Source organism: Pararhodospirillum oryzae (assembly GCF_007992075.1).
In the GTDB taxonomy this organism is placed as follows: domain Bacteria; phylum Pseudomonadota; class Alphaproteobacteria; order Rhodospirillales; family Rhodospirillaceae; genus Pararhodospirillum; species Pararhodospirillum oryzae.
On sequence record NZ_BJZO01000059.1, the window covers coordinates 1 to 25,689 of the forward strand.

At 67.0% G+C, this 25,689-nt stretch carries 19 protein-coding genes; 4 read left to right on the plus strand and 15 right to left on the minus strand.

Annotated features, from left to right (window positions below; translation table 11 throughout):
• Positions 1-12: 12 nt before the first annotated feature.
• The 3 genes from ROR02_RS10985 to ROR02_RS10995 form a co-directional block, all read right to left on the minus strand.
• Positions 13-1,287, minus strand: coding sequence for a lytic murein transglycosylase (locus ROR02_RS10985; RefSeq protein ID WP_147164069.1), 1,275 nt, complete (start codon positions 1,285-1,287; stop codon positions 13-15).
• A 196-nt stretch (positions 1,288-1,483) separates the two neighbouring features.
• On the minus strand, positions 1,484-1,723 hold the full coding sequence (locus tag ROR02_RS10990) for an FmdB family zinc ribbon protein (RefSeq protein ID WP_147164070.1): 240 nt from the start codon (positions 1,721-1,723) through the stop codon (positions 1,484-1,486).
• A gap of 133 nt (positions 1,724-1,856) precedes the next feature.
• Positions 1,857-4,088 (minus strand): heavy metal translocating P-type ATPase, encoded by a 2,232-nt coding sequence (locus tag ROR02_RS10995; RefSeq protein WP_147164071.1) that lies wholly within the window; start codon positions 4,086-4,088, stop codon positions 1,857-1,859.
• Between the two features lie 86 nt (positions 4,089-4,174).
• Here ROR02_RS10995 and ROR02_RS11000 point away from each other — a divergent pair, with 86 nt between their 5' ends.
• Entirely contained in the window at positions 4,175-4,597 is a 423-nt protein-coding gene (locus ROR02_RS11000; protein ID WP_147164072.1) for a MerR family transcriptional regulator, read from the plus strand.
• An 83-nt stretch (positions 4,598-4,680) separates the two neighbouring features.
• Here the strand turns inward: ROR02_RS11000 and ROR02_RS11005 are convergent, their stop codons facing one another.
• The 5 genes from ROR02_RS11005 to ROR02_RS11025 form a co-directional block, all read right to left on the minus strand.
• Entirely contained in the window at positions 4,681-6,462 is a 1,782-nt protein-coding gene (locus tag ROR02_RS11005) for an FG-GAP-like repeat-containing protein (protein WP_147164073.1), read from the minus strand.
• 132 nt (positions 6,463-6,594) lie between these two features.
• Positions 6,595-7,893 (minus strand): NAD(P)/FAD-dependent oxidoreductase, encoded by a 1,299-nt coding sequence (locus tag ROR02_RS11010; RefSeq protein ID WP_147164074.1) that lies wholly within the window; start codon positions 7,891-7,893, stop codon positions 6,595-6,597.
• A gap of 77 nt (positions 7,894-7,970) precedes the next feature.
• Positions 7,971-9,344 carry a glutamine synthetase family protein gene (locus ROR02_RS11015; RefSeq protein ID WP_147164075.1) on the minus strand — a complete coding sequence of 458 codons (1,374 nt, stop codon included), beginning with the start codon at positions 9,342-9,344 and terminating at the stop codon, positions 7,971-7,973.
• Between the two features lie 133 nt (positions 9,345-9,477).
• Positions 9,478-10,353, minus strand: coding sequence for an ABC transporter permease (locus ROR02_RS11020; RefSeq protein WP_147164076.1), 876 nt, complete (start codon positions 10,351-10,353; stop codon positions 9,478-9,480).
• Positions 10,350-11,306 carry an ABC transporter ATP-binding protein gene (locus ROR02_RS11025; protein WP_147164077.1) on the minus strand — a complete coding sequence of 319 codons (957 nt, stop codon included), beginning with the start codon at positions 11,304-11,306 and terminating at the stop codon, positions 10,350-10,352. Before ROR02_RS11025 ends, ROR02_RS11020 begins: the two co-directional genes overlap by 4 nt.
• Before the next feature lie 325 nt (positions 11,307-11,631).
• Between ROR02_RS11025 and ROR02_RS11030 the strand changes: the two genes are divergently transcribed.
• The 3 genes from ROR02_RS11030 to ROR02_RS11040 all read left to right on the plus strand — a co-directional run bounded on the left by ROR02_RS11030 (position 11,632) and on the right by ROR02_RS11040 (position 17,887).
• Positions 11,632-13,224 (plus strand): peptide chain release factor 3, encoded by a 1,593-nt coding sequence (locus tag ROR02_RS11030; RefSeq protein ID WP_147164078.1) that lies wholly within the window; start codon positions 11,632-11,634, stop codon positions 13,222-13,224.
• 351 nt (positions 13,225-13,575) lie between these two features.
• On the plus strand, positions 13,576-16,074 hold the full coding sequence (locus tag ROR02_RS11035; RefSeq protein WP_170245081.1) for a bacteriohemerythrin: 2,499 nt from the start codon (positions 13,576-13,578) through the stop codon (positions 16,072-16,074).
• Between the two features lie 64 nt (positions 16,075-16,138).
• The gene (locus ROR02_RS11040; protein WP_147164080.1) at positions 16,139-17,887 is read left to right on the plus strand and encodes a methyl-accepting chemotaxis protein; all 1,749 of its coding nucleotides are present in this window, start codon (positions 16,139-16,141) and stop codon (positions 17,885-17,887) included.
• Positions 17,888-17,914: 27 nt separating this feature from the next.
• Here ROR02_RS11040 and ROR02_RS11045 read toward each other — a convergent pair whose 3' ends face one another.
• From ROR02_RS11045 to ROR02_RS11075, 7 genes are all read right to left on the minus strand, one after another.
• Positions 17,915-18,691, minus strand: a complete 777-nt coding sequence (locus ROR02_RS11045; RefSeq protein ID WP_147164081.1) for a LytTR family DNA-binding domain-containing protein — start codon at positions 18,689-18,691, stop codon at positions 17,915-17,917.
• 69 nt (positions 18,692-18,760) lie between these two features.
• Positions 18,761-19,003 (minus strand): Lrp/AsnC ligand binding domain-containing protein, encoded by a 243-nt coding sequence (locus ROR02_RS11050; protein ID WP_147164082.1) that lies wholly within the window; start codon positions 19,001-19,003, stop codon positions 18,761-18,763.
• A 315-nt stretch (positions 19,004-19,318) separates the two neighbouring features.
• A complete protein-coding gene (locus ROR02_RS11055; RefSeq protein ID WP_147164083.1) occupies positions 19,319-19,798 on the minus strand; it encodes a cold-shock protein in 480 nt (159 codons plus the stop codon).
• 245 nt (positions 19,799-20,043) lie between these two features.
• A complete protein-coding gene (glpK, locus tag ROR02_RS11060; protein WP_218032807.1) occupies positions 20,044-21,531 on the minus strand; it encodes a glycerol kinase GlpK in 1,488 nt (495 codons plus the stop codon).
• Between the two features lie 163 nt (positions 21,532-21,694).
• On the minus strand, positions 21,695-23,596 hold the full coding sequence (locus ROR02_RS11065; protein ID WP_147164085.1) for a cyclic nucleotide-binding domain-containing protein: 1,902 nt from the start codon (positions 23,594-23,596) through the stop codon (positions 21,695-21,697).
• Positions 23,593-23,874, minus strand: coding sequence for a hypothetical protein (locus ROR02_RS11070; protein WP_147164086.1), 282 nt, complete (start codon positions 23,872-23,874; stop codon positions 23,593-23,595). The genes ROR02_RS11065 and ROR02_RS11070 overlap by 4 nt, the downstream gene beginning before the upstream one ends.
• Before the next feature lie 124 nt (positions 23,875-23,998).
• Positions 23,999-25,483, minus strand: coding sequence for an MmgE/PrpD family protein (locus ROR02_RS11075; protein WP_147164087.1), 1,485 nt, complete (start codon positions 25,481-25,483; stop codon positions 23,999-24,001).
• Positions 25,484-25,689 lie beyond the last annotated feature (206 nt).

Genomic DNA, 25,689 nt, shown 5'->3' on the forward strand with positions numbered 1-25,689 from the left:
TCCAGTTTCAGTCTAGGGCATCGACACGTCAAGGGCCCGCAGCAAGGTGGCGTCGGCATACCCGTCGGCGGGAAGGCCCGCGCGCACCTGGAAGGCCCGGATGGCGGCACGGGTCTGGGCCCCGATCAGGCCATCGGGCTCGCCGGCGTCGAAGCCCAGGGCATTGAGCCGGCCTTGCATCAAGCGCACCTCGGCCACGCGCAACGGCACCTCGTCGGCCGGCGGCGGCCGCACCAGGTCGGGCCCGCCCGCGATCCGGTCCGACAAAATGCCGGCGGCCAGCGCATAATAAAGCGAGCGATTCCACTTCAACAAGATTCGGAAGTTGTCGTAAACCAGGAAAGCGGGCCCGCGCGCGCCGGAGGGCAGAATCAAGGCGCCGGCGGCGTTCGGATCCTCGGGCAGGGGTGCCCCTTGCGCGGTGCGCAGACCCAGCGCGCTCCACTCGGCCACGGGCCGGATCAGCTCCTGCCCGCTCAAGGCCAGATCGAACCCTGGCGGCACGCTGACCTCGCGCCCCCAGGGCTCATGAGTCTTCCATCCCAGGGCCGCCAGGTAATGGGCCCCCGAGGCCAGGGCGTCGGGAATGCTGCGCCAGGGGTCAAGCCGCCCGTCGCCATCGCCGTCCACCGCCTGGGCGCGGAAGGTCGTGGGCATGAACTGCATCTGGCCCATGGCCCCGGCCCACGAGCCGATCAGGGACCCGGGATCAATGCCGTCCTCGTCGATCAGGCGCAGGGCATCAAGCAGTTGGGCACGAAAGAAGCTCCCCCGCCGCCCCTCGAAGGCCAGGGTGGCCAGGGTATCAAGGATCGGGGTTGACCCGATGATGTCGCCGAAATTGGTTTCCACGCCCCACAGCGCCACCAGAACCGAGGCCGGCACGCCATAGCGGTCTTCCAGCCGGCCCAGCAACGCGGCGTGGGTCCCCAGCAAGGCGCGGCCGCGCTGGGCGCGGCTTTCCGGGGCGGTGTTGCGCAGATAATCGCCGAACGGACGGTTGAATTCGGGCTGACGGCCGTCCAGGGCCACGGTGCGGGGCAGGAAGCGCGCGCTCGCCAGGGGACCGTTGACGGTGGCCGGCCGGATGCCGGCGGCCAGGGCCTCGGCCTTCATGCCCTCCAGCCAGGTGGAAAACGCCTGGGCCTCGGGCTCGCCCGGGGGTTCCCCGGCACTGGCGGGCGGAGGCTCGCGCCCGGACCCGGCGACGGCGGCGTTTTCCGCGCAGGCCCCCAGGGTCAAGGCACAACCAAAAAGCAGCAGGGCGGAAAAGAGAACGCGGTCCATGGCGCGGGGGGCCCTCTCGGGACGACAAGAGGAAACAAGAGTCCAATCCAGGCCGGAGAAAACCCATGCCCGGACAAGGCTCTTTAGGTGCCACATTCTTGCGCCTCTTGTCCACGCCCCGCGCGACACAAGGAGAAAAACACGCAAGGCGGGGCTTGAGACCACGCGCCAGCCCCGTCGGAGACCCTCAAGGGGCCTAGAATTTTCCCTTCAGTTCCGATTTGCTGTAGTTGCTGAAGTGGCCTTCCTTGGCGGCCTGGGCCCGGGCGCTGCTCAGCGCGGCCTTGCCCCGCCCCCCGATCGCGGGCGCGGCGGGCAGGCGCTCGGCCCCCGAGGCCCCGCAGGCGGGACAGGCCGGCGCCTCTCCGGCGCTGCTGGAAACCAGGGATTGAAACTCTTCGTTGCAGCGAAGGCAATGAAAGGTGTAGATCGGCATGGGTCCTCGCACAAATCCAGGGCACTCCCGGACAGGGTAGCCCGATGGCGCGGCAAAATACAGAGGCCCGGCGCGCCCACGGGCTCCCTCCCCCGGCGCGCGCCCTGTTTCGCCATCGGCCCCCTTGAATGCCTTACCCCGCGTCGCGCTCACGGATGCGCAGCAGGCGCAAGGCGTTGGCGGTCACCAGAACGGTGGCGCCGGTGTCGGCCAGCACCGCCGGCCACAACCCGGTGATCCCGGCCAGGGTGGTCAGCAGGAAGGCCCCCTTGAGTCCCAGGGCAAGGGCCACGTTCTGACGGATGATCGCCAGCGTGCGCCGGGCGAGCGCGATGATCGTGGCCACGTCGGTGACGCGGGCATGGAGCAAGGCGGCATCGGCGGTTTCCAAGGCCACGTCGGTCCCGCCTCCCATGGCGATGCCCACGCTGGCGGCGGCCAGGGCGGGCGCGTCGTTCAGGCCGTCGCCCACCACGACCACCCGCGCGCCCCGGGCCTCGCGCTCGCGCACCAGGCGCACCTTGTCGTCGGGCAGCAGCTCGGCATGCACCGGCATGTTCAGGGCCTGCCCCAAGGTGGCGGCCGCCGCCGGATGATCGCCGGTCAGCATCACCGTTTCCAGGCCCAGCCGGCCCAGACGGGTCACGCCTTCCAGGGCCTCGGGACGGGGCTCGTCGCGCAGCGCGATCAAGCCCAGGACCGCCCCCTCCTGGCACAGGGCCGAAACCGTGTGCCCGGCCGCCGCCAGATCGCGGGCCGCGGTTTCCACGCCAGGATCCACCGTCGCCCGGGTCCGGGCCGCCGCCAGGGATCCCAGGAACACCGCCGTTCCATCGACCACGCCGGCCACCCCCCGACCGGGAACGGTTTCCTGCTCCCGGGCCTCGGGCACCGCAAGTCCTTCCTCTTGCACCTTCTCGGCGATGGCGCGCGAAAGCGGGTGGTTCGAGCCACTGCCGAGGGCCGCCGCCAGCGCCAGCACCCGCGCCGGGGTCGCGCCCCCCACGCCCTGGACCTCGGCCACCCGGGGCACGCCCCGGGTCAGGGTGCCGGTCTTGTCGAAGGCCACGGTATTCACCCGCCCCAGGGCCTCCAGCACCGCGCCCCCCTTCATCAGCAGGCCTCGCCGCGCGCCCGCCGACAGGGCCGAGGCAATGGCGGCCGGAGTCGAGATGACCAGCGCGCACGGGCAGCCGATCAACAAAATGGCCAGCCCCTTGTAGATCCACTCGTGCCAGGGCTCGCCGGCCAGCAAGGGCGGCATCAGGGCCACCACGGCGGCGAACGCCACCACCGCCGGGGTATAGGCGCGGGCAAAGCGGTCGATGAAGCGATCGATCGGCGCCTTGCTTTCCTGGGCTTCCTCGACCATGCGAACAATGCGTGCAATCGTGTTGTCTTGCGGGTCGGAGCTAACCCGAATTCTCAACACGCCCTCGCCATTGATGGTCCCGGCGTAGACCCCGTCGCCCGCTTCCCTGGCCACTGGCACGCTTTCGCCGGTCACGGGAGCCTGGTTGACGCTGCTGGCGCCACTTTCCACCACCCCATCGGCCGGCAGGCGCTCCCCGGGACGGATCAGCAGGCAATCCCCCACCCGCACCGCCTGCGCGGGCACGTCCTCAAGGCTGCCGTCGTCCCCGATCCGGTGAGCGGTGGCGGGCAGAAGCCCGGCAAGCGCGCGAATGCCGGCGCGGGCACGGCCGGCGGCCAGGGATTCCAGGGCCTCGCCAATCAGGAACAGGAAAACCACCGCCGCCGCCTCGGCCTCGGCGCCAATCAGGATGGCGCCACTGGCCGACAGGGTCATCAGCGCCTCGATGGAAAACCAGGTTCCGGCGCGCGCCGCCGCCCACGCCTGACGCGCCACCGGCACCAACCCCACCAGGGCCGCCAGGATGAAGGCGGGGCGCGACAAGGAGGGCACCAGGGTCCCCACCCCGTAGGCAAGGGCCACCGCCGCGCCCGAGCCCAGGATCAACATCCCCTCGGGACGGCGCCACCAGGGGCGGGCCTCCTCCCCGGCCAGGGGAACGTCTCCGGCGGGGGAAACGTCCTGGGTGGTGGACTCATGAGCATGAGAGCCGCACGATCCACCGCAACAGGCCCCGTGCGCCTTCCCGGCCCCGCCTGCGTCCGGCACCCGGAACCCCAGGGCCTCGATTTGCCGGCGCAGCGTTTCGGGAGTCACCCGGGCCGCGTGCACCACGCTGACCACGCCCGTGGCCAGGGCGATGTCCACCCCTTCAACCCCGGGCAGGCGACCCAGGGCGGTTTCGATCTTGCGCGCGCAGCCGCCGCAATCCATTCCCTCGACGCTCAGACGGGTCTTCCGTCCGCCGTCGGCCGCGCTTATCGCTGTCATGATGATGCTCCGCTCTCACTTGCGAATGGGATCTTGTCGCAAACGAGGCTACAATCTCCAGCGACTAGAGGATCAAGGAGAATCCCATGACCCTGATCAGCATCGGCCGCCTGTCCGACGAGACGGGGACCAAAATCCCGACCATCCGCTACTACGAGTCGATCGGCCTGCTCCCCGAGCCGCCCCGGACCGCCAGCAATCGCCGGCTTTACGATCCTCACGCGGTGGCGCGGCTGCGTTTCATCCGCCACGCCCGCGATCTTGGCTTCGAGATCGAGGCGATCCGCGATTTCCTGGGGCTGATGGATCATCCGGGCGGGCCCTGTCACCACGCCCACGGGCTGGTGCGCCAGCACCTGGAGGCGATCGACGCGAAGATTGCGCAGTTGCAGGCCATGCGCCACGCCATCGAGCGGGTAAGCCCCAATTGCCCCTACAACCGGGTCGAGCAATGCCCGGCGATCGAGGTGCTTTCCGACCACGCCCTTTGCCCCGACGGCTGCCCCTGATGTCTTTTGCCCCCCCATCCACACTGAAACCGAGTCGGAGAGGGTGATCAGGCGGTCTTCGCAAACGTGAGGCAGACAGCCTTCTAAAGGCTGGTCGCCAGGGTCCAGGCGGTGGACACGTTGTCCTGAACCACGGCGGCGCCGGTGCGTTGAAGGCCGGCGAGCGTCCACACCGCGACCGAGCCCGTGCCGGTGGTGTTGCGAAACAGAAGATCGTCGGTGCCGTTGCCGTCGAAATCGGTGATGTCGGCCACGCTCCAGGCCTGGGACACCGCCTGACCGTTGTTCATCACACCGGCCTGGGTCCGGGTCAAGCCGTCCATCAGCCACGCGGCCAGGCGGCCGTCGCTGTGGCGCCAGACCAGATCACTGGTACCGCTGCCATCCACGTCGCCGATGCCAACCAGGGTCCAGTCCAGGTTCACGCTTTGCTGAATGGTGCCCGCCGATTGCCGGGTGGTGCCGTTCATCAGCCACACCCCGATTTCGCCGGTCTGGCTGTTGCGCCAGACCAGATCGGTCCTGGCGTCGCCGTTCAGGTCGCCGACCCCCGCCACCGTCCACTGGGACAGCACGCCGTTTTGCAAGATCACCGGCGTTTGGGCCGCCAGGCCCTCGCCCATGCGAATGACGCTGAGCGTGCCGCTGGCCGAATCCTGCACGAACAGGTCGGCGCGGCCGTCGCCATCGCAGTCGCCCGAGCCCACCACCGTGGTCGTGGCGCTCAGGGTCGCGTTCAAAATCGCCGAGCTTTCGCGGGCCAGGCCATTCATGGTCCACACCGCGAGCCGCTGGTCGCTGGTCCCCCGGAAGAGCAGATCGGTCCGGCCATCCCCGTCGTAATCGCCGCTGTCCGCCAGTTCCCACGCGGAACTCAAGCTGGCCTGGACCGCGCCGGCCCCGGTGCGGCTGAATCCATCCATGGTCCACACCGCCACCTGGCGCGTGGTCTGGTTGAACCACAGCATGTCGGCCTTCTGGTCGCCGTTGAAATCGCGGGGGTGCAAGGTCGGGTTGTTCCAGGAGGTCATCTGGCTGTCGATGCCGTAATAGTCGCCATCGTCGCGCACCATCAGGCCGCCGGTCAGGGCATTGACATCGACCTTTCGATTGGCGTCGGCGACATCGATATAGGTGCGCACCACCGCCCCCGAGGGCAGGGTCATGGTCAAGGTTCCGCCCTGGCCCGGCGACACGGCGATCGAATACCCCCCCGACACGCCAGTGGTGACCTGCTGGTCGCGGAAGGTCACGGTGGCCCCCGCGACCTGCTCGCCGGGCTGATAGAAGGCGTCGCCGTTCAGATCGTTGAACACCACGCCGGTGACGAACACCGACGATCCGGACACGGCGAACGCCTCGGTCAGCATCGAGGACGGCAAGGTGTTGCCCGAGGAAAAGGTGTACGAACCGATCGCGACTCCCACCCCGATCTCGCGAAAATCGCCGTTCAGGATGTTTTCGCGGTGGCCGGGCGAGCGAAACAGGCCGGAATGGTGGGACTCCAGCGTTTCCACCTGGGTCAGGGCGCCGGCATTCGAGTTGCCGCGCACCGAAATGTTCTCGCCCGCCGTCCATGTCCCGGTGAACGCATACCCGGCCGCGCCCATGCGATCGGCGGGGGTGCTGCCATCAAGGCCGGTGTGGGAAAAATACCCCGCCGCGAGCATGTCGGTACTGTGCAGGCGGGCGGCGACGGTCAGGGTCTCGTTGGGGGCCAGGGCCTGGCGGGGGGTGGAGACCAAAGGCGTGGACAGTCCGTCGCTCAACCCGATGCCATAACGGGCCGCCTCGGCCTCGGGCATCAGGCGCGCCCGGTTGATCTGTTCCAGGAGGTATTGTTCGTTCACGCTCAAGGTGGTCATGGCCTCGCTTCCCTGTTCGAACGGGGCGCAACGGGCGAGGGGCGCCGTGCTGGAAAAAGATGCTCGCGCGAAACGGCGCCGTGCCCGGACTTTATCATATGGGGTGAATCCGGTTCAAAAACGGCCGGTTTTTTACACACCCAGCCGATCGCGCAGCGAATAGTACCAGGCCCCGAAGCGGGTCAGAGGCACCCGGAACAGCCGCCCGCCCGGAAACGGAAGGTTGGGCAAGGCGGCAAAGACGTCGAAACGCCCCATCTGGCCGTCGGCGGCCTCGGCCAGCAGACGGCCCAGAAGCTGGGTGGTGGTCACCCCGTGGCCGCTGTCGCCGTGACTGAACCACACCGACGGTCCCAGGCGCCCAATATGGGGAATCCGGGTCAAGGTCAGGGCGAAGGTGCCACTCCAGGCGTAATCCAGGCGGACCCCGGCCAGGGACGGGAACGTGGTCTCCAGATGCGACCGCAGGGCCCGGGTAATGTCCAGGGGATCGCCGCCGCCATAATGAATGCCACCGCCATACAAAATGCGGTTGTCGGCGGTGCGTCGGTAGTAATCGAGCACGTAATTGCAATCCTCGACGCAGGCATTGGCCGGCAGCAGGGCCTGCACGGTCGGCTCGGGCAAGGGCGCCGTGGTCACTACCTGGCTGTTGACCGGCATCACGGCCCGTTCCAGGGCCGGCAGCACGCCCTTCAGGTAGGCGTTGGCGCAAACCAGGACCAGGCGGGCCGACACGGTGCCGGCCGCGCATTCAATGCGCACGCCCTGGGCCTTGGTTTCCTCGATCGCGATGACCGCCGAGCCCTCGTGCACGGTGCCGCCGGCGGCCTCGAAGGCGCGGGCAAGCCCCAGGCAGTAGTTCAGGGGATGGAAGTGTCCGCCCTTGTGGTCCAGCATGCCGCCAACGTAGCGGGGCGAATGCACGATCCTGTCCAGGCCGGCGCGATCGACCATCTCCAGCCCGTCGAGCCCGTGCCCTTCCCAATCGCGCTTCATGGCTTCCAGGGCGCGCATCTGCTTGGGCGTGAAGGCGGCATGAAAGCCGCCGTCGACCAGATCGCAGGCAATGGCATGGCGGTGCACCCGTTCGCGGATGATGTCGCCCCCTTCCTGGGCCATGGCCGCGAGGGCGCGCTCGGCGTCCACGCCGTAGCGGGCCCGGATGACCGCGAGATCGCGCGAATAGCCGTTGACGATCTGGCCGCCGTTGCGCCCCGAGGCCCCCCAGCCAACCCGGGCCGCCTCGACGACGCGCACCCGATAGCCCTTCTCGGCCAGATCCAGGGCCGCCGACAGGCCGGTGAAGCCCGCGCCGATCACGCAGATATCGGTTTCCACATGCCCTTGGACGGGCGGACGCGGGGGGGCCTGATGGGCGCTTGCCGCATACCACGAAGGGGCGTGCGGAACCGGGGCCGGTGCGAACATGAAAAGGACCTCCCAGGGCGATCGATGACACGAAAACCGGACGCCCCCGGCACCGCCAGGGGCAGCCCCAAGGGGTATCAGACCGTCCTCAGGTACGCATCATATTCCACGTCGGTGACCCGCAGGCGGTATTCGTCCAGCTCCTGGCGCTTGGTGGCCACGAACACCGACTGGAAGCGGGCCCCCAGGTACTCGGTGATGAAGGTGGACGTGGCGAAACGCTCGATGGAGCGTTCCCACAGCGCGGGCAGGCGCTGGCTGTCCGGCACCGGATCGCCCGGACGCGCCGGCGGCGGCGGCTCGCTTCTGGCCACCAGCCCCCGGTGCGCGCTGGCAAGCAGGCCGGCGATGGCCAGGTAGGGGTTGACGTCGGCCCCGGGCACCCGGTTCTCCAGCCGGCTCGCGCCCGGCGACGAGGTGACCACCCGCACCGCCGCGTTCCGGTTGTCATACCCCCAGCTGGCCACCGTGGGAGAATGTTCCGACAGCCACAGGCGCCGGTATGAGTTGTTGTGCGGGGCAAAAAGAAGCATGCAGTCGCCCAGGCTGTCGAGAACCCCGGCGACGGCATGACGCAAGGCGGGATTGGCCTGGTCGGGGGCGCTGGCGAACACCGCGTTGCCTTCCTGATCCAGGACGCTGAAGTGGATGTGCATGCCGCTGCCCTCGTGGTCGCCATAGGGCTTGGCCATGAAGGTGGCGTCCAGGCCGTGGCGCGCCGCCACCCCGCGCACGATGCGCTTGAGCATCACCGCGTGATCGGCCGCCGCCAGGGCATCGGCCACGTGCTTCAGGTTGATCTCGTACTGGCCGGGGCCATTCTCGCGCAAGGTGGAGTCGGCGGGCACGGCCATGGCCCGGCAGGCGGCGGCGATGTCGGCCAGCAAGGCCCCGTTGTCATGCAGCTCGGTGACCGACAGCACCTGTGTCTGCCAGCCCTGCCAGCGCCCATGCTCGGACTTGGGGGGACGCACCGGATCAAGCGGGGTGCGGTGGCGGTCGATCAGGTAGAACTCAAGCTCGGTCGCCACCACGGGCGTCAGGCCCAAGGCCCGGTAGCGGTCGAGCACCCGGTCCAGCAGTTGCCGGGAATCGGCGAAAAACGGCTGGCCGTCATCGTCGGCCATGGTCAGCATGACCTGGGCCATGGGCCGCTCGACCCAGGGCATGGGGCACAACGAGCCCTCGACCGGCAGACACAGGCCATCGGGGTCGCCGGTGCCGCTGGCAAGCCCGGCCCGGTCCACGTCGCGGCCCCACACGTCGAGCACCAGAACCGAGCGCGGCAGCGCGATCCCCGAAACCAGGACCTCCTCGGCCCGGTCACGGGGAATCCACTTGCCGCGTGGCACCCCGTTCACGTCGATCACGAAGGCTTCCAGGATTTCAATCTCGGGATGGCGATGGAAAAAGGACGCCACGTGGGCAGGAGGAAGGCCAATCGGCAGCATGATGACTCCTTATGCACGGGGCCGCCCGAACGGACCGCCTCCAGGATCCGGCGAAGCCCGGAAAACAGAGGGGCGTCCGCCAAGGGAAGGAGCGCTCCTCACGAAAGCGGCGCGCGCCCTCCCCTCGCGGGAATCAGGCCGGCGGGAAGGCGCCTCCCTTCTCGCGGGCGCCCACCCGACGCGCGGCCCCCCACACGACCAGGGCCACGGCGCCCAGCACCACGGCGGCCGAACGCCAGTACAGGGGATCGCTCAGGAACACCCCCGGCTCCTGGTAGAACGGCGCGCGCAAAACGATCATGCCATGAGTGAAGGGATTGGCCCACATAATGCCTTCCAGCACCGCCGGCACTCCGTCCATGGGGAACAAGGCGCCCGACAGGAACCACAAGGGCATCATGACCAGCATCATGATGGCGTGATAGCCGGCGGTCGAGGTCATGCCCCAGGCGACCAGGAAGCCCAGGCTGGTGCACCCCAAGGAGAGCACGCCCAAGGTCAGCAGGATGATCAGGTATCCCAAGGGGCCGGCGGGGAACCCGACCAGGGGCGCGGCCAGCAACAGCAAGGCGGTCTGCATCAAGGCGATGGCCCCGGCGCCCCCAACCTTGCCCAGCACGATGGACAGGCGCGACACGGGGGCGGCCAGGACGCCTTGCAAGAAGCCCTGGTCGCGGTCCTCGATCACGGTAATGGTGGAAAACACCCCGGCGAACAGCACCATCATCATCAGCATGCCGGGGTAGAAATACTCGGTGTAGCTGACGCCCTCGTGGCCGCTGGCGCGAAACGACGGCGACAGGCCGGTGCCCAGGGCCAGCCAGAAAACCAGGGGCTGGCCCACGGTGCCGGCCAGGCGGCTGGGCTGGCGCAGGAAACGGGCGACCTCGCGCCAGGCCAGGGCCAGCGACGCGCCGGCCAGGGTCCCCCGGGGGCGCTCGGCGGTGGCGAAGGAGGCCTTGGTCCCCTCCGGGGAAGCCTGAACGAGAGAGGCGGGGGGGGAACTCATGCGCGCAACTCCTGGTCCGAAACGGGGGTGCCTTCCGTGATGTGAACGAACACGTCCTCCAGCGTGGGCTGACGCACGGCCACGCTGGTGACCTCGTCGCGGAACCCGGCCAGAACCGCGTCGATCAGGGGAACCGGCCCTCCTTCGGGCAGGATTTCGATGCGCAGTTCCTCGCCATGGCGCACGCACGCAACCCCCAGGGCGGCTTCCAGGCGGGGGGCCAGGGTGGCCGCCGCCGGCGCGCTGACCACCACCATGTCGCGGCCCAGTTGACGGCGCAGGGCGCCGGGGCTGTCGCAGGCCAGCAGGTGCCCCTGGCGCAAGATGGCGACCTGGTCGGCGTCCTCGGCTTCCGAGAAGATATGGCTGGTCATCAGCACGGTCATGCCGCGCTCGCGCTGGATGCGCACCAGGGCCTCCAGGAACGACCGGCGCGCCGCCGGGTCCAGGCCCGTGGTCGGTTCGTCGAGCAGCAGGACGGCCGGATGGGACATCAGGCACTTGGCCAGTTCCACCTGGCGGGCGAGGCCTCCCGACAAGGTCGCGACCTTGTCGCCCAGGCGCCCCTCCAGCCCGGTCCAGGCCAGGGCCTCGTCCATGCGGCTGGCGAGAACGGGCCCGGAAAGGCCGTACAGGCGTCCATGCATGCGCAGGTTTTCGGCCACGCTCAGGTGCTTGTCCAGGGCCGGCGCCTGGAAGACCACCCCCATCAGGGCCCGCGCCGGCCCCGGGGTCGCGAACAGATCGAAGCCGCCGATGCGCACCGACCCGGCGCTGGGCAGGGCGAGGCCGCACAGGATGCGAAACAAGGTGGATTTGCCGCTGCCATTGGGACCGGCCAGGATGGTCATCGCCCCGGAGGCAACGGCCAGGGAAAAATCGCCAAGGGCGACGCGGCCGGGTTTGCCCCGGCGGCCCGGGTAGACGTGGGAAAGATGTTCAATGCGGATCATGCGGCCTCCCGACGCCGGCAAGGGGGGAACCGCCCGACGCGACACGCCCCGTTTCGCGATGCAAGCGCCGCCGGCGCACGCGAAGGCAGGAACCGGAGGGCGGGAACGGGCAAGGGGGTGGGAACGGCTGGGGGAAAGGAACGAAAAACATGGCCATCCGTCTCAACCATACTCGGAAGGCGCGACACTACTCCCGAACCGGATCGGAAAAAAGGGCTGGTCTTCCTCCGACATCGGGGCGAGACTGCCGCCTTTCGAGCCGGGGCGGCCACGGGCCGAGACCCCGGTGCTTGTCTTTTCGACCCGCCCGTCCCTGGGAATCCCCATGATCGCCATTGCCGACGAAATCCAGCGCCGCCGTACCTTTGCCATCATCTCGCACCCCGACGCCGGTAAAACCACGCTCACCGAAAAGCTGTTGCTGTTCGGGGGTGCCATTCAGCTGGCCGGCGCGGTCAAGGCCCGGGGCGAGGCCCGCCGGGCGCGGTCGGACTGGATGAAGGTGGAGCAAGAGCGCGGCATTTCCGTGGCCTCGTCGGTCATGAGCTTTGAATACGCGGGCCACGCCTTCAACCTGCTCGACACCCCGGGCCACGAGGACTTCAGCGAGGACACCTACCGCACCCTCACGGCGGTGGATAGCGCGGTGATGGTGATCGACGCGGCCAAGGGCATCGAGGAACAGACCCGCAAGCTGTTCGAGGTCTGCCGCCTGCGCGACGTGCCGATCATTACCTTCATCAACAAGCTGGACCGCGACGGCCAGGAGCCGTTCACCTTGCTTGACGAGATCGAGCAGACCCTGGCGCTCGACGTGACCCCGGCCTCGTGGCCGATCGGCATGGGACGCGACTTCCTGGGGTGCTACGACCTGATCCACGATCGCCTGGTGATGATGGAAAAGGGCACCAAGGGCGCCCTGCCGCACGAGGGCGAGGCCTGCGAGGGGCTCAACGACCCCCGCCTGGATGCCCGCCTGCCCGACCACGCCGTGGCCAAGCTGCGCGAGGAGGTGGAGATGGCTCGCGCCCTGTGCCAGCCGCTCGACGTGGACAGCTACCGGGCCGGGCATCTGTCGCCGGTGTTCTTTGGCAGCGCGGTCAATAACTTCGGGGTTCGGGAACTGCTCGCCGGGCTGACCCGCATGGCGCCCTCGCCGCGCCCGCAACCCACCGCCAGCCGCGACATCCACCCGCAGGAAAACAAGGTGACGGGGTTCGTGTTCAAGATCCAGGCGAACATGGATCCCAAGCATCGCGACCGCATCGCCTTCGTGCGCCTGTGCTCGGGGCATTTCAAGCGGGGCATGAAGCTGACCCACGTGCGCACCGGCAAGCAGCTGACCATGCACAACCCCACGCTGTTCCTGGCCCAGGACCGCGAGGTGGCCGAGGAAGCCTTCGCCGGCGACATCCTGGGGGTACCCAACCACGGGCAGCTGCGCATTGGCGATGCCCTGACCGAGGGCGAGGGGCTGCGCTTCACGGGCATTCCCAGCTTCGCGCCCGAATTGCTGCAAAAGGCCCGGCCGCTCGACCCCCTGCGCGCCAAGCACCTGGGCCGCGCCTTGCAGCAGCTGGCCGAGGAAGGCGCGGCGCGGGTGTTTCGCCCCGTGATCGGCACCGACTGGATCGTGGGCGTGGTCGGCGCCTTGCAGTTCGATGTCCTGGCCGATCGCATCCGCACGGAATACGACGTCCCGGTGATGTTCGAACCCACCACCTTGTACACCGCCCGCTGGGTCAGCGCCGACGATTCGGCCTTGCTGAAGCGCTTTGTCGATTCAAACCAGGGCGCCCTGGCCGAGGATCACGACGGCGACCCCGTTTTCCTGGCCCGTAACGCCTGGCACCTGGAGCGGGCGGCCGAGGATTATCCAAAAATTCACTTCCACAAGACGAAGGAACAGACTCTCTAATCCGGCGCACCGCGATTGCATCAAGCGATCGCGGTGCTATAAAGGCCTGATTGTAGCGCTTCTAAATCGCATTTCCATCTCTTTTACTTTTCCTCTCAATTCTTACCTTGCCCCATCTCTTTATTACCAAAATTTGGTGTGAAACCACAACGTGCCGGACAAGAGTCTGTATTTCGGTTTTGTTTACACTTCGCGTCAGGTAGCGTATCATTGCTTCTTTCAGGGTGGATGCCGGAGAGCTGGCAAGCACCTGGACGAGGTGGCCACGGACGTGCGGGTCCGGGAAGGCAAAGAAAAATCCGTTCAGGTGGCGGGGGTATCTTCCCCAAGGGTGGAGAGGACGCTTCAGCCATGATTCTTCCCAGTGTCAGCTTCAAGACCTTGAGCGGCGTCATGATCGCCGTTCTGGTCCTGATGGGAGCGGTGCTCTGGATCTGCGCCGTGGGTATCCAGGGCAAGGTCAGCAGCACGGATGCCTTTTGGCGCCAATACCAGGACACCACGGCCCCCAAGGGGGTGGCGATGGAAAAGATCGTCGCCTCGCTGGGCTATGGCGGCATGATCGATAACTACACGCGCTATGTCCTGCGCAAGGACGAGCAGTTCCGTTCCGACGTGATGGCGTCGGCGGGAGAGGCGTTGGGCGCGATCAACGACTACCGCGCCGCCGGCGCGACCCCGGCCGAGGAAAGCGCGCTGGCCACCTTGGAACAGGTGGTGCGCGACTACCGGGCCCGGATCGCCGAGGTTGACGCCCTGATCGGGGCGAATCTGGACGCGGCGACGATACACGATGGCATCGTGGTCAATGACCAGCCGGCCCTGGACGCCATCGCCACCTTGCAAGCGGCGGTGCGGGCGGACAAGCACGGGGATGCCAACTCCCACAGCCGGACTGAAATCCTGGCCCAGATCCGCGCCGCCCTGGGATTTGGAGGCATGATCCACCTGTTCCGGGACGCGCTCTTGGATCGGGATGAAAACCGCGTGGTGGACATCCTCACCTCGATCGCCAGCGCGCGCGAGGGAGTGGAGGCCTTGCGCACCTTGGGCGTGAACCCGGTCGAGGAAGAAGCGCTCACCGCCATCGAGGACGTGATCGCCCACTACGAACAAAACACCAGCGTCGCCGCCGAGATGTTCAGTACCCCGGCCACGGTCGAGGAAATCGACGCCGTGGTGGCCATTCCCGACGGGCCTGCCTTGCAGGGGTTCATGACCCTGGAACGGGAACTCGCCGCCCGCTACGCGGGGGAACGCGACAGCGTTTCGCGCAACCTGAGCGCCACCCAATGGCTTTCCTACGCGATCATCGGCGTGGCCGTGATTTCCAGCACGGCCATGATTGCCCTGGTGGTCTGGATCCAGGTGTTTCGCATGGTGCGCCCGGTTCGCGCGATCACCGGCATCATGAAGCGGCTGTCGTCGGGAGATCTTCACCTTTCGGTGCCCGGCCTGGACCGTCACGATGAAATCGGCCAGATGGCGGCGGCCCTCGAAGTCTTCCGCGAAGGGTTGATCAAGGCGGAAAGCCTGGCGCAGGCGGAACGCGAGCAGCAAGAAGAAAAGGCTCGCCAGACCCAGCACCTGGAAAACCTGCTGCGTGATTTTGATCTGGCGATGATCAGCGTTCTCGAAAGCCTGGGCGAGGCGGATTCGGCCATGAAGGTCACCGCCGGCCAGATGACCGAGGGCGCCGAGGGAACCCGACGCGAGGCGTCCACGGTGTCCGATTCGGCCGAGCAGGTCACCAGCAACGTGGAAGCGGTGGCCAGTGCCGCCGAGGAGCTTTCCAGCTCGATTTCCGAAATCGCCCGTCAGGTGGCGCAGGCCTCCTCCGTTGCCCGTCGCGCGGTGGAGGAAACGCACGAAACCTCGGACAAGCTGCGCACCTTGGAAGAAACCGTGGAGCGCATCGACGCCGTGGTGGCGCTGATCACCGACATCGCGGGGCAGACCAACCTGCTGGCCCTCAACGCCACCATCGAGGCGGCCCGGGCCGGAGAGATGGGCAAGGGCTTCGCGGTGGTGGCCGGCGAGGTCAAGCAACTGGCCGGCCAGACGGCCCGGGCGACCGAGGACATCCGCCGCCAGATTCAGGAGGTCCAGAACGCGACCCGGGATTCCGTCCAGTCCATGGCCAACGTGGGTGGCACCATCCGCGAGGTGGACGACATCTCGGCCTCGATCGCCGCGGCGGTCGAGGAACAAGGCGCCGCCACCCGGGAAATCGCCCGCAACGTCGAGCAGACCGCCCAGGATACCAAGGACGTCACCCGCGCCATCGACAAGGTCCGCGAGGCGGCCGAAAACACCGATCGGGGGGCGCGCGCGATCGAGGAAGCCTCGATCCGTCTTTCGGAACAGACCAGTACCTTGCGTGCCAAGGTGACCGAGTTCCTCCGTCAGGTGCGAGGCAACGAGCTTCAGCAAAACGCGCAGACCTTGCTGGAGTGGGATGATTCCCTCGCTTTCAACGTCCCCGCCATCGACAATGACCACCGGCATATCATGGACTTGACCAATGCCCTGTATCGCCGCATGAAGAAGGGAAGAGAGGAAGCGGGATTGGATGCGGCCTTCCAGGAGCTGGAGGAGTACACGCGCCGCCATTTCACGAGCGAAGAAGGAATCATGCGCGATCATGGCTATCCCGGTCTGTCCGCGCACCAAGGATCCCACCAGCGGTTCATCACGCGGCTGAAAACCCTCTACACCGAGTATCGGGGCGGGCGGGATGAAGCAGGCGTGAACCTGCTCGGGTTCCTGGGAAAGTGGTGGCTTGATCATATTCGTACCGAGGATCGGGCCGTCGCCACCCATATTCGCTCCCATCGGCGGGCCGCCTGATTTCACGGTCCAATCCCCTGTCACGTTTTTCCTCTCCCCCCCGACGCAGAAGGATAGGGATGAGATGCTGGACCGCGCTTCGGCCCAAAACGATCAGGTTCTCGGTTTGACTGAATACAAGCGGTTTCTTCATCTCCAGGACGAGGATCGCGCCTTATTACGGGAAACATTTGCCGTGATTCGCCCCGAAATGGAGCGTTTCCTTGACACTCTTGTCCGTGATCTGGCCGCGATCCCCTCCTTGTCCTCTGGTCTTGCCCGAAGCGAGGACCAGAAGCGCCTCAAGGACATCGAACGAGAGCGGTGGCTGGCGTTTTTCGCCTCGACCTTCGATGAAACCCATGGGAAAAACGCAAGGAAGATCGGATTAGGGTTTATTCATCAGGGACTGACTCACGCCTGGATTGCTGGCGCCCACGCCAGGGCGCTCGCCCACTTCACCGATATCGTCCTGTCCCGATACCGGGGAAAGAAGGCGCGCCTGATGATCGGCGCCCTTCAGAAAGGCATGATGCTTGACCTCATGGCGATTTTGTCGGCTTTGGGTCACGATTCCCAAGAGCAGGTCCTGGAGGAAGCAGGCTTGGGCGAAGGGATCGAGAACCTTCGGCATATCGCCAAGATGACCGAAATGGTCAACGACGCGATGATTCAGCTCGCCGAGCTTACCCGGGAATCACGCGAAATCAACGAGGCCAGTCAAACCGTGGCCTCGGCATCGGAAGAACTGGCCGCTTCCGTGGGCGATATCGCCCGGGCCAGTGAAAACACGGCCGCCGATGCCCGGGGCCTGGAAGAAGCGGTTTCGTCGGGGCGCCGGAGTGCCGAGGAAGCGGTCGCGCGCATGACACGCATTGCCGCCGCCGTGCAGTCCACCGCCCGGCAGATTGACGAACTGCGGGACGCCAGCGAAAAAATTGGCGAAATCCTCGTCTCCATTGATGCCATCGCGAAACAAACCAATTTGCTGGCGCTCAACGCCACCATCGAGGCCGCGCGGGCCGGCGATGCCGGCAAGGGATTCGCGGTCGTCGCGGGGGAAGTGAAGGCCCTGGCCAACCAAACGGCGCGGGCGACCGAGGATATCCGGGGGCGCATCGGCAAGCTGCGCCAGGAAATGAATGTCATCTACAAAGCAATGGAAGACAGCCGCGAGGCGGTGGATCAGGGCAGCGCGGTCATCGCCCAAACCGGCGAGGAGCTGATCGCCGCGTCGAACCGGGTCGGGGGTGTCACCCAGCGGACCGACGACATGAGCGGCATCCTGGCGCAGCAGACCGAGGCAACCCAGGAAATCAGTGGCGGGATCACCCGCATCGCGGACCGGGCCCGCCATTCCAACGCCCTCATGGAAGGCATCACCCAGTCCATCGGATCCGCCAACCAGATGGTCGCCGAGCGGGTCAACCATTGGATCCGCGCCGACTCCCCGGTTTCCATGCTGGAAGCCGCGAAGGTCGACCACATTTTGTTTCGCAAGGCGGTGATCGACATTGTTGTTGGCACGGCGCCCCAAGCCCGGGCCATGCCCGATCATCACACCTGCCGCTTTGGCAAATGGTACGACAGCCAGACCGACAGCACCCTGATCAACAACCCGCAGTGGCAGGCCATTCGCGTTCCGCACGAGCGGGTGCATGATTTCGCCAATCGGGCCCTTACCGCTCACCACGAGGGTGATCTGGGAAAAGCCCACGACTATTTGCACCGGCTGCACGACGAAAGCAAAGTGATCATCATGGCCCTGGAAGAACTGGCCGGGATAATGGAAAAAACAATCAAGAGCCGCCTGGGCCAGCCAGAAGCATCATAAGCAGGATACCCGAAGGGCCGTGGCGGATCAGACGGCCAGCAGACGCCGGACCTCGGCGACTTTGTCCCGGCTGACCGGGATGCGGGTACGGGCTTCGTCGGCCAGGCGGAGATGCAAGCGACCGTCGACCCGTTCCGCCGCGAGAATATGGCGCACGTTCACCAGATGCCGGCGGTGGACGCGCAGAAAATCGGCACCGGGCAACCGCCGCTCCAGGTCGGCCAGCGACCGGGGGCAAAAGGCCGCGAATGTCAACGTGCGGGCCTCGGCATAGTGCCCTTGCGCGGACAAACAGACCACCTGGTTCACATCGACCAGGGTGGTGACGTCTCCCTTGCCCCGGGTGACCGGGAGCTTCAACAAAGCGCTCCCCTGCCCTTCGTCGGCCGGGCCCATGCCCGCGTCCCCGAGGGTATGAAACATCATGCAATACCCGGGGGCGCACCCGGGCCCCGCCCCGGCGTCCTCCAACCGGGTGACCTTGGCGACCAGGCTCCCCATGGGGGTCGTGACAACCAGGGCGGCCTGCCCCTCGGGCGAAAGGCGTGCCTGGTCGATCAACCACGCCACCTTGGCCCGGGCCGGCTCCGGGTGCAGATCCAGGATATCAAGGCCAAGAACAGCGCGCCCTTCCCGTCCCGCCAGCAATCGGCCTGCTTCGGGATTCAGGGAGCGAATGCACCGGTCGGAGCCCAGAACGACCACGCCCACGGGCACGCGGACCAGATGGTATTCAAAGGCCCGGGGTCCTGGGCGGACCGTTTCTTCCGGAGCCAGTGCGTGGGACGACGAGGGTCCGCTCATCCTCCCTCCCCTTGTCTATTGGGGGGCGCAACGTCCTCGGCCTTCGGAATGGAGCGGCGAGCGCGGTTATTATGTAAAAGCGTTAAAGGCAACAATTGTAAAAGTGTCGGAAACGCCCGGAAGGGTTTGCACCTTTTCCGTCACGAATCGCCCCAAATCCGCATCGACCGGAAGATAGAACTTGGCCATCAAATCATATTGGCCCGAAATACTATCGACTTCCGAAACTTCCTCGATGGAATCGACCATCGACGAAGCCACTTCATAGGCTTGACCCCGATCACACTTAATCATGACAAAAACCTTGCGCATGGCGCTGCTTCCTTACCTGAGCCCCCGTCAGCCGGCCGACTCCGCCGGGTCTTACCTTGACTGGGAGGAGTCGCCCGGAAGCGAAAAGGTCTCCCGGGCGACGGATTGGCGGATCTCAAGGCCGGACGCCAGGGAAAGTCAGGGGAGAGGGCGCAGGCAGCCTTGCCCCGTCGTTCGCCTGGCGTCGGTTATCGAGCCACCCCTGTCCGGCATCCTCGTCGGGCAGGCAAACGAGGACACCGACAGAGAACAAACAGCAGAAAAGCCGGCGGCGACATCGGCCGTCCGCCGCCGGATACCGTGCTCCCTGGCCGATCAGAGCAAAGTCAGGTTCCCAACCATCGGACCCTTCTTGCCCATGCGGATGGTCATGCGCACCCGTTGCCCCTGTTCGAGGACATCAAGCCCGCAGTCTTGCAAGGTCCGGGAACCCACATAGACATCCTTGCCGCCGCCCTCGGGGACGACAAAGCCGAAGCCCTTGTCGGCGCTGAAGAATTTCACAACGCCCACGATCTCGCGCTCGACGTCGCCGGCGAAACCGCCGCGATCGCCGCGCGTCGGGGCGCTGCTTCCCATGCCTTCAACTTGATGGATCTGGGTCACCTGCATGCCTTTTTGCCCCGGACCCAGATCGCAGATGATGACCGCCCCTTCAGGAAGCTCATCGTACCCCGCCCGCTGGAGGACGGAAATGTGCAAGAACGCGTCGGGTTCGCCATCATTGACGCGGACGAACCCAAAACCCTTGGTGGCGTTGAACCACTTGACGGTAGCCGTAATACGAGACTGCATGATCGGTCAATTACCCCAGAAAAGACCCTGCCACCCCTTGGTGATACTCCATTTTCCCCCCTTGGGCCAAGCGCGAACGTCATCCGCGTGTCCACGCCCCCTTGCGGATTGGGTTACGCTCTTCCTCAGCGGGACAAATTCCCTGTGTGCTCGTAAAAAGTACACTCTTTCCATGGCACCACGACAAAGGGTCGCCCTTTTTGTCCCCTTAGACAAAGGGAGACAGCCCCCCTCACCCGTTTGTCCTATCCCGACTCCCTGGTCCGGCCGACCGCCTTGTGCCAGCCCTGGCACAAACGGGCCCGATAGTCGGGATTCATCGACGGATCAAAACGCGCGTCCAATCGCCACCAGGCGGCGGCGGCCTCCAGCGAGGGAAACAGGCCCACGGTCAACGCGGCCAGGACCGCCGCGCCCACCGCCGTGGTTTCGATCTGGGTCGGACGCTCCACGCTCACCTCCAGGATATCGGCCAGGAATTTCAACATCCATTCGTTGCGAGCCATGCCGCCATCGGCCCGAACCACCCGGGGTCGGCTCACGCCATCGCCGCCCATGGCCTCGATCAGGTCGAGGGTCTGGTAGCAGACGCTTTCCAGCGCCGCCCGGGCCAGTTCGGCCACCCCGGTGTCGCGGGTCAGGCCGAACAGGGCGCCCCGGGCCTGGGGGTCCCAGTATGGCGCGCCCAGCCCCGTGAACGCAGGAACAAAATACACCCCGTGATTGCTGCGCAGCCCGCTGGCCAGGTATTCCGTGGTGCGCGCGCTTTCGATGACCCCCAGGCGATCGCGCAACCACTGCACCGCCGAGCCGGCGTTGAAAATCGATCCTTCCAGGGCATAGGTGGGCTGCCCCTTGATCCGATAGCCGATGGTGGTGATCAGGCGATGGGTGGAACTCACCGGGGTTTCGCCGGTGTTGGCCAGCACGAAGCAGCCGGTGCCATAGGTGCTTTTGACCATTCCGTTCCGAAAACAGGCCTGCCCGATCAAGGCGGCCTGCTGATCGCCGGCCATCCCCCCGATAGGAACCGGCCTGCCGTAGAGCACGGGGTCCGTGTGCCCGAACAGACAGGCACTGTCGCGAACCTCGGGCATCATCGCGAGCGGCACGCCAAACAATTCCAGCAGCTCGGAATCCCAGCGCTGGCTGTGGATATTGAACAGCATGGTCCGCGAGGCATTGGTGGCGTCGGTGGCGTGAACCTTGCCCCCGGTCAGGCGCCACAGCAAGAAACTGTCGATGGTGCCAAAGGCCAGATGCCCGGCCTGGGCCGCCGCGCGCGCGCCCTCCACGTTTTCCAGGATCCAGGCCACCTTGGTGGCCGAGAAATAGCTGTCAAGAAGCAGGCCGGTCCGGACCTGGATCAGGCCTTCGTAGCCTTCCTCGGCCAGGGCCTGGCAGCGCCCGGCGCCGCGCCGGTCTTGCCACGAGATGGCGTTGTAAACCGCCCGGCCGGTGCGCCGGTCCCAGACCAGTGTTGTTTCCCGCTGATTGGTCAGGCCGATGGCCGCCAGCTGCACCGCCCCGCTTTGTTCCAGGGCCTGGCGCCAGACGGTCAGGGTATCGCGCCAGATGTCATCCGGATCCTGCTCAACCCACCCGTCCCTGGGGTAAATCTGAGCCAGTTCCACATGCGCCGAGGCCCGCACCTGTCCTTGTTCGTCGAACGCCAGGGCGCGCGTGCTGGTTGTTCCCTGGTCGATGGCCAGGATCACGTTGTCGTGAAACACCGTTTTGCCCCCCTTCCCGACCCGGGCCGTGGCCCGACCGGAGTCGTCTGGTTTCCCCCCGTCCCGGGTCCACGGATCCATCGCGGCGGACCGTCCCGGTTCCCCAGTTTCTTCTTAAATGCTCTGGGACCAAAGGGTTTCCTGGGGGGGAAACGGCCCCGGATCAGGAGTCCGGCGCCTCGTCTTCGGGGTTGGTGTCGTCGCGTCCCTTGGCCGCCCGGCGCCGTGCGCCCTTGAGCGCCGCCGTTTCGCTCCACTCGCCGGCCGCGGTCACCGTTGCCGGACGTTCCGCCCAGACCGGATCAACCAGAGGGCGCGGTCCGCCGGTCTTGCGCAGCATTTCCTCCACCCGCTTCAGGTTGCTTTCCGCGACTCCGGCCGCCCGGTCGGCGCCCATCATGCGATAGGTGCCAAGCGCCGCGCGGAAACTCTCGGCGGCCGATTCCAGGGGGGAACGCTTCTGGGCATGCTTGGCCAGCAGGAACAAGGCCGATCCCAGGTTGTTCTGGATCGCCGCCCACGGCAGGGGAGCCGCCTCGAAGGTTCGCACCTCCAGGGCCTGGCGACAGGCATCGGCGGCCCGCTCCAGCACGGCGACCGAGCGGGTCTGATCGCCATACACCTGAAGAACCTGGGAAATGGTGTTCATGATGTCCGCCCAGCGCAACGGGTACTCGGTGCGCGTGAATACCTGCAAGGCCGACTGCAGGCACTGCAAGGGTTCCTTGAAGGCCTCGACCCCTCCGTCCAGGAGCGCGCGCTTGTAAAGAACCAGGCCCATGCGATAGTGCAATCCCGCCCAGTCCCGGGGGCTGTCTTGCCGGTGCAGGGCTTCCAGGGCGGTCCGATAGGCGTCGGCGGCCTGGGCCAGCGCCTCGATGCTGTCGGTGCGTTCGCCGACTTCCTGCAACACCAGGCCGATGGCGCGATGCAACAAGGCCCATTCCAGATCGGCGTCGCGCGGCAACACTCCGATGGCCGCCCCATAGGCCTCCACCGCCAGATCGCTCCATCCCGGATCGCGGTTCAGATGGCCAAGCGCGGCGGCGGCGTTGCCAAAGCACGACAAGATCGCGGCCCGTTCGGCCGGGCCAAACACCCCCATGGGCGGATCAAGGCCCAGCGGCCGGGCTTCCTCGATCGCGCCGGGGAGCAAGGCGGCCAGCAGGTTCGCGTGGGATTCCACGCGCGGTTCCATCGCCGACAGGGCCACCGCGCGGACCAGGGGCGCCCAGGCGTCATCAAAATCGATGGGCAAGGCCAGCCAGGTCAGGGCGTTGGGCAGGCCCGGGCGTTCGTCCTCGCTCGCGTGCGGGCCCACCATGTGCAGTTCCACCAGACCGGCGGGGGGATCGACCAGTCCCCAGACCACCAGATCCGCGCCCTCGCGCTCCAGCATCTGGCGGGCCTGGCGGCTGGCCTGGGCCAGGGCGGCCAGGGGGCCCTCGTCCCCCGAAACCTCCACCGCCCGCGAAAGCGAGCGCGCCGTGATCCCGGGCAGCGCCTCGAAGCAGGCCATCAGGCGCCCGCGCTGGGCGTCGCCTTCGTCGTTGGGCAGCGCAGCCACGACAAGGGTCAAGGGACTGGCGCCCCCTTCCGCCGCGTGACGCCGGGCCCGCCGGCGTCCGAGGAGGCGATGCCACCATCCGGCCAGGCCCCCGCCCAGGCGCCCGGGGCCCGGCAGCCGGATTCGCGCCCCCGTGGCCGGCTCCTCCCCCCCGGCCACGCGTTCGCTCAGCGTCGCCACGCGCCGGGCCAGGCGCCCCATGACCCGCAAGGCAATCTCGGGATCCGTCGCGATGCGCGCGCGCAGCATGTCCCGGTCCATTTCCTGGACCGTGACCGTGCTGGTCGCGACGGCGGTCACGGCATGCACCCCTCCCCGGATCAGGCCGGCCTCGCCCACGACGTCGCCCTTGGACAACACCCCCAGGCCGACGGCGCCTCCCGGTCCGGCGCGGCTGACCTCGACGGTGCCGGCAACGATCAGGAAGGCGGACGGGGCCGCCTCGCCTTCGCGAAACAGCACCGAGCCTGCCTCCAGGGTGACTTGCGAGGGCCTCATGAATCCTGGTTCGCCTCGGGTGTCTCCCCCGCAGGCGTCTCCTCGTAATACAGCGCGTCGCGATAGACGCGCACCACCCGGCGGGTTCCGTCCTGGATCAAGGTCGCGCGCACATGGCGCCGGCCGTCCGGATCCTCGCCCGGCGCCAGGGTCATGAGCCCTTCTTCCAAGACACGGGCAAGGTCGGCCGCTTCCAGGGAAAAAGCCTTGGCCAGCATTCCGAACAGGGCATTGAGGTCGTTGGCTTCGGGCGAGGAAGACAAGGCGGACTCGTTCATGGGCTTACCACTCGTTTTTTTGAACACGATCGGCGCGACGTTTCTTTTATTTTCAAGGCTCGGTCCGGCAAAGACAAGGAAAACAGACGCACCATCCCAAGGCCAGCCCGGACATCTTGCCGCGTCAGCCGGGCAGGTCCCAAAGGCGACGGGCGATCACCCGAATGCGGGCCTCGTCCATCCCCGAAAAACGGGCATTGGACACGAACTTGGCTTCCAGGGCGTCGTCGTCGAGAGGATGCCCGGGGCCGCCCACCGCCTCCTTGCACAGGCCCTGAACCATGTCCCCCCCCTCCATTTCGACCACGATCCCGGCCGCGTGGGGATGGGAATCGAAGATCAGCGGATCATCGCCCAGGCCGGCCGGCGCCGGCAGGACCCGAACCCGTTCCATGGCCTCGATCAGCCCCGGCCCTTCGAAAACCTGGGCCCGCAGATGCGACACGTTGACGCGGCCAAAGGTCAGCAGGCAGCCAATGCCAAACGCCAGGGAATGCTGGGCCTGGGACATGGTCGCGGGCGGCGTGCGCACCAGTCCCACCACCGAGGCCGGATTCAGATGAACGGTAATGCGACGCACCCGACGGGTGGGAATCCCGTGGGTACTCAGCAAACGGGCCGTTTCCTCCACCGCGGGCAGCAAGGGAGCGGCCAGGGGATGCAGCTTGAACGACAGACCGGGATCCATCAACGCCCACCGCTGCCCCAATTCCCGCCACGGCACCACCGTCTTGGGCAGGTATCCGGCCAGGGTTTCCAGCACCCCGCCCGGGCCGTCCACGCCCCCTTCGGGACCGATCACCCCCTCGGCGGCCAGCAAGCTGGCGTGAAGGGCATCCTCGGCCAGGGCCCCCAAGGTGGTGGCGCGCGCCGCCGTGCCCTCGGCCAGGCGCAGCACGCCCACCCTCAACGCCGCCACCCGCACGGCGTGGGCGGCCGCGTCCGCGTCCAGCCGCAAGGCCCTTGCCCCGCCGACCGTCGCGCCCAACCCCGCCGCGACCGCCGAGGCCGACCACCCCCGGCGCCCCAGCGCCGATCCGGCGTGACGGGCGATCAGGGCCGCCACTTCCAGGCCGGCGGCGAGGCCGGCCATCAGGTCCTGGGGCCGGCCCTGGGTCATTTCGGTCGCGGCCATGACCACCGGAAGAATCACGGCGGCCGCGTGGACCGAGCCGTCGAGGACGACGGGATCGAATTCCAAGGCGTTGCAGGCCACCGCGTTGAGGCGCACCGCGCCCAGGGGATTGAGATGGATGGACTGGCCGATGACATGGCAGCGCCCGGAGGTGTACACCCGCGAAACCAGCGAATGCGCCACCCGCGCCACCGGAGTCCCGGCCCCCGCGAGCGCGCAGCCGGTGACATCCAGCATGACCCGCCGCAGGACATGGACGCCCTCGGGGGGAAGGTCCTCCAACCGCAGGCGGCAGGCCCATCCGGCCACGGCCCCGGCCAGATCGCCCGGCGTCCCGAAGGGAAGGTCGTCACCGTCATCGTCCGGACCGTCCGGTCCGGAGGCAAGGGACGGGAATTTCCCTTCCCCCGGGGGCGACACGCTCCCCCCGCTCTCTTCGGCTCGCAGTTTGATTTTGTCTTCGCGCAAGGCCATCTGCCCCACCTTTTCCCCCCGTCCCCGGTGATCAACCCGATCCCCGGGGATGCCCGTGCCCTCTTGAGGCCCGCTTCCGGACCATCGGGATCCGACCTTGAAACACCACCGAATGGTTCTGGCGAATGGTTCTGGTTTTGCGCGATGATGGCGTTCCGCCCGGTCGATGGCAAGCCCGCCCCCCCGCCCAGGGTAATCGGGTGAAC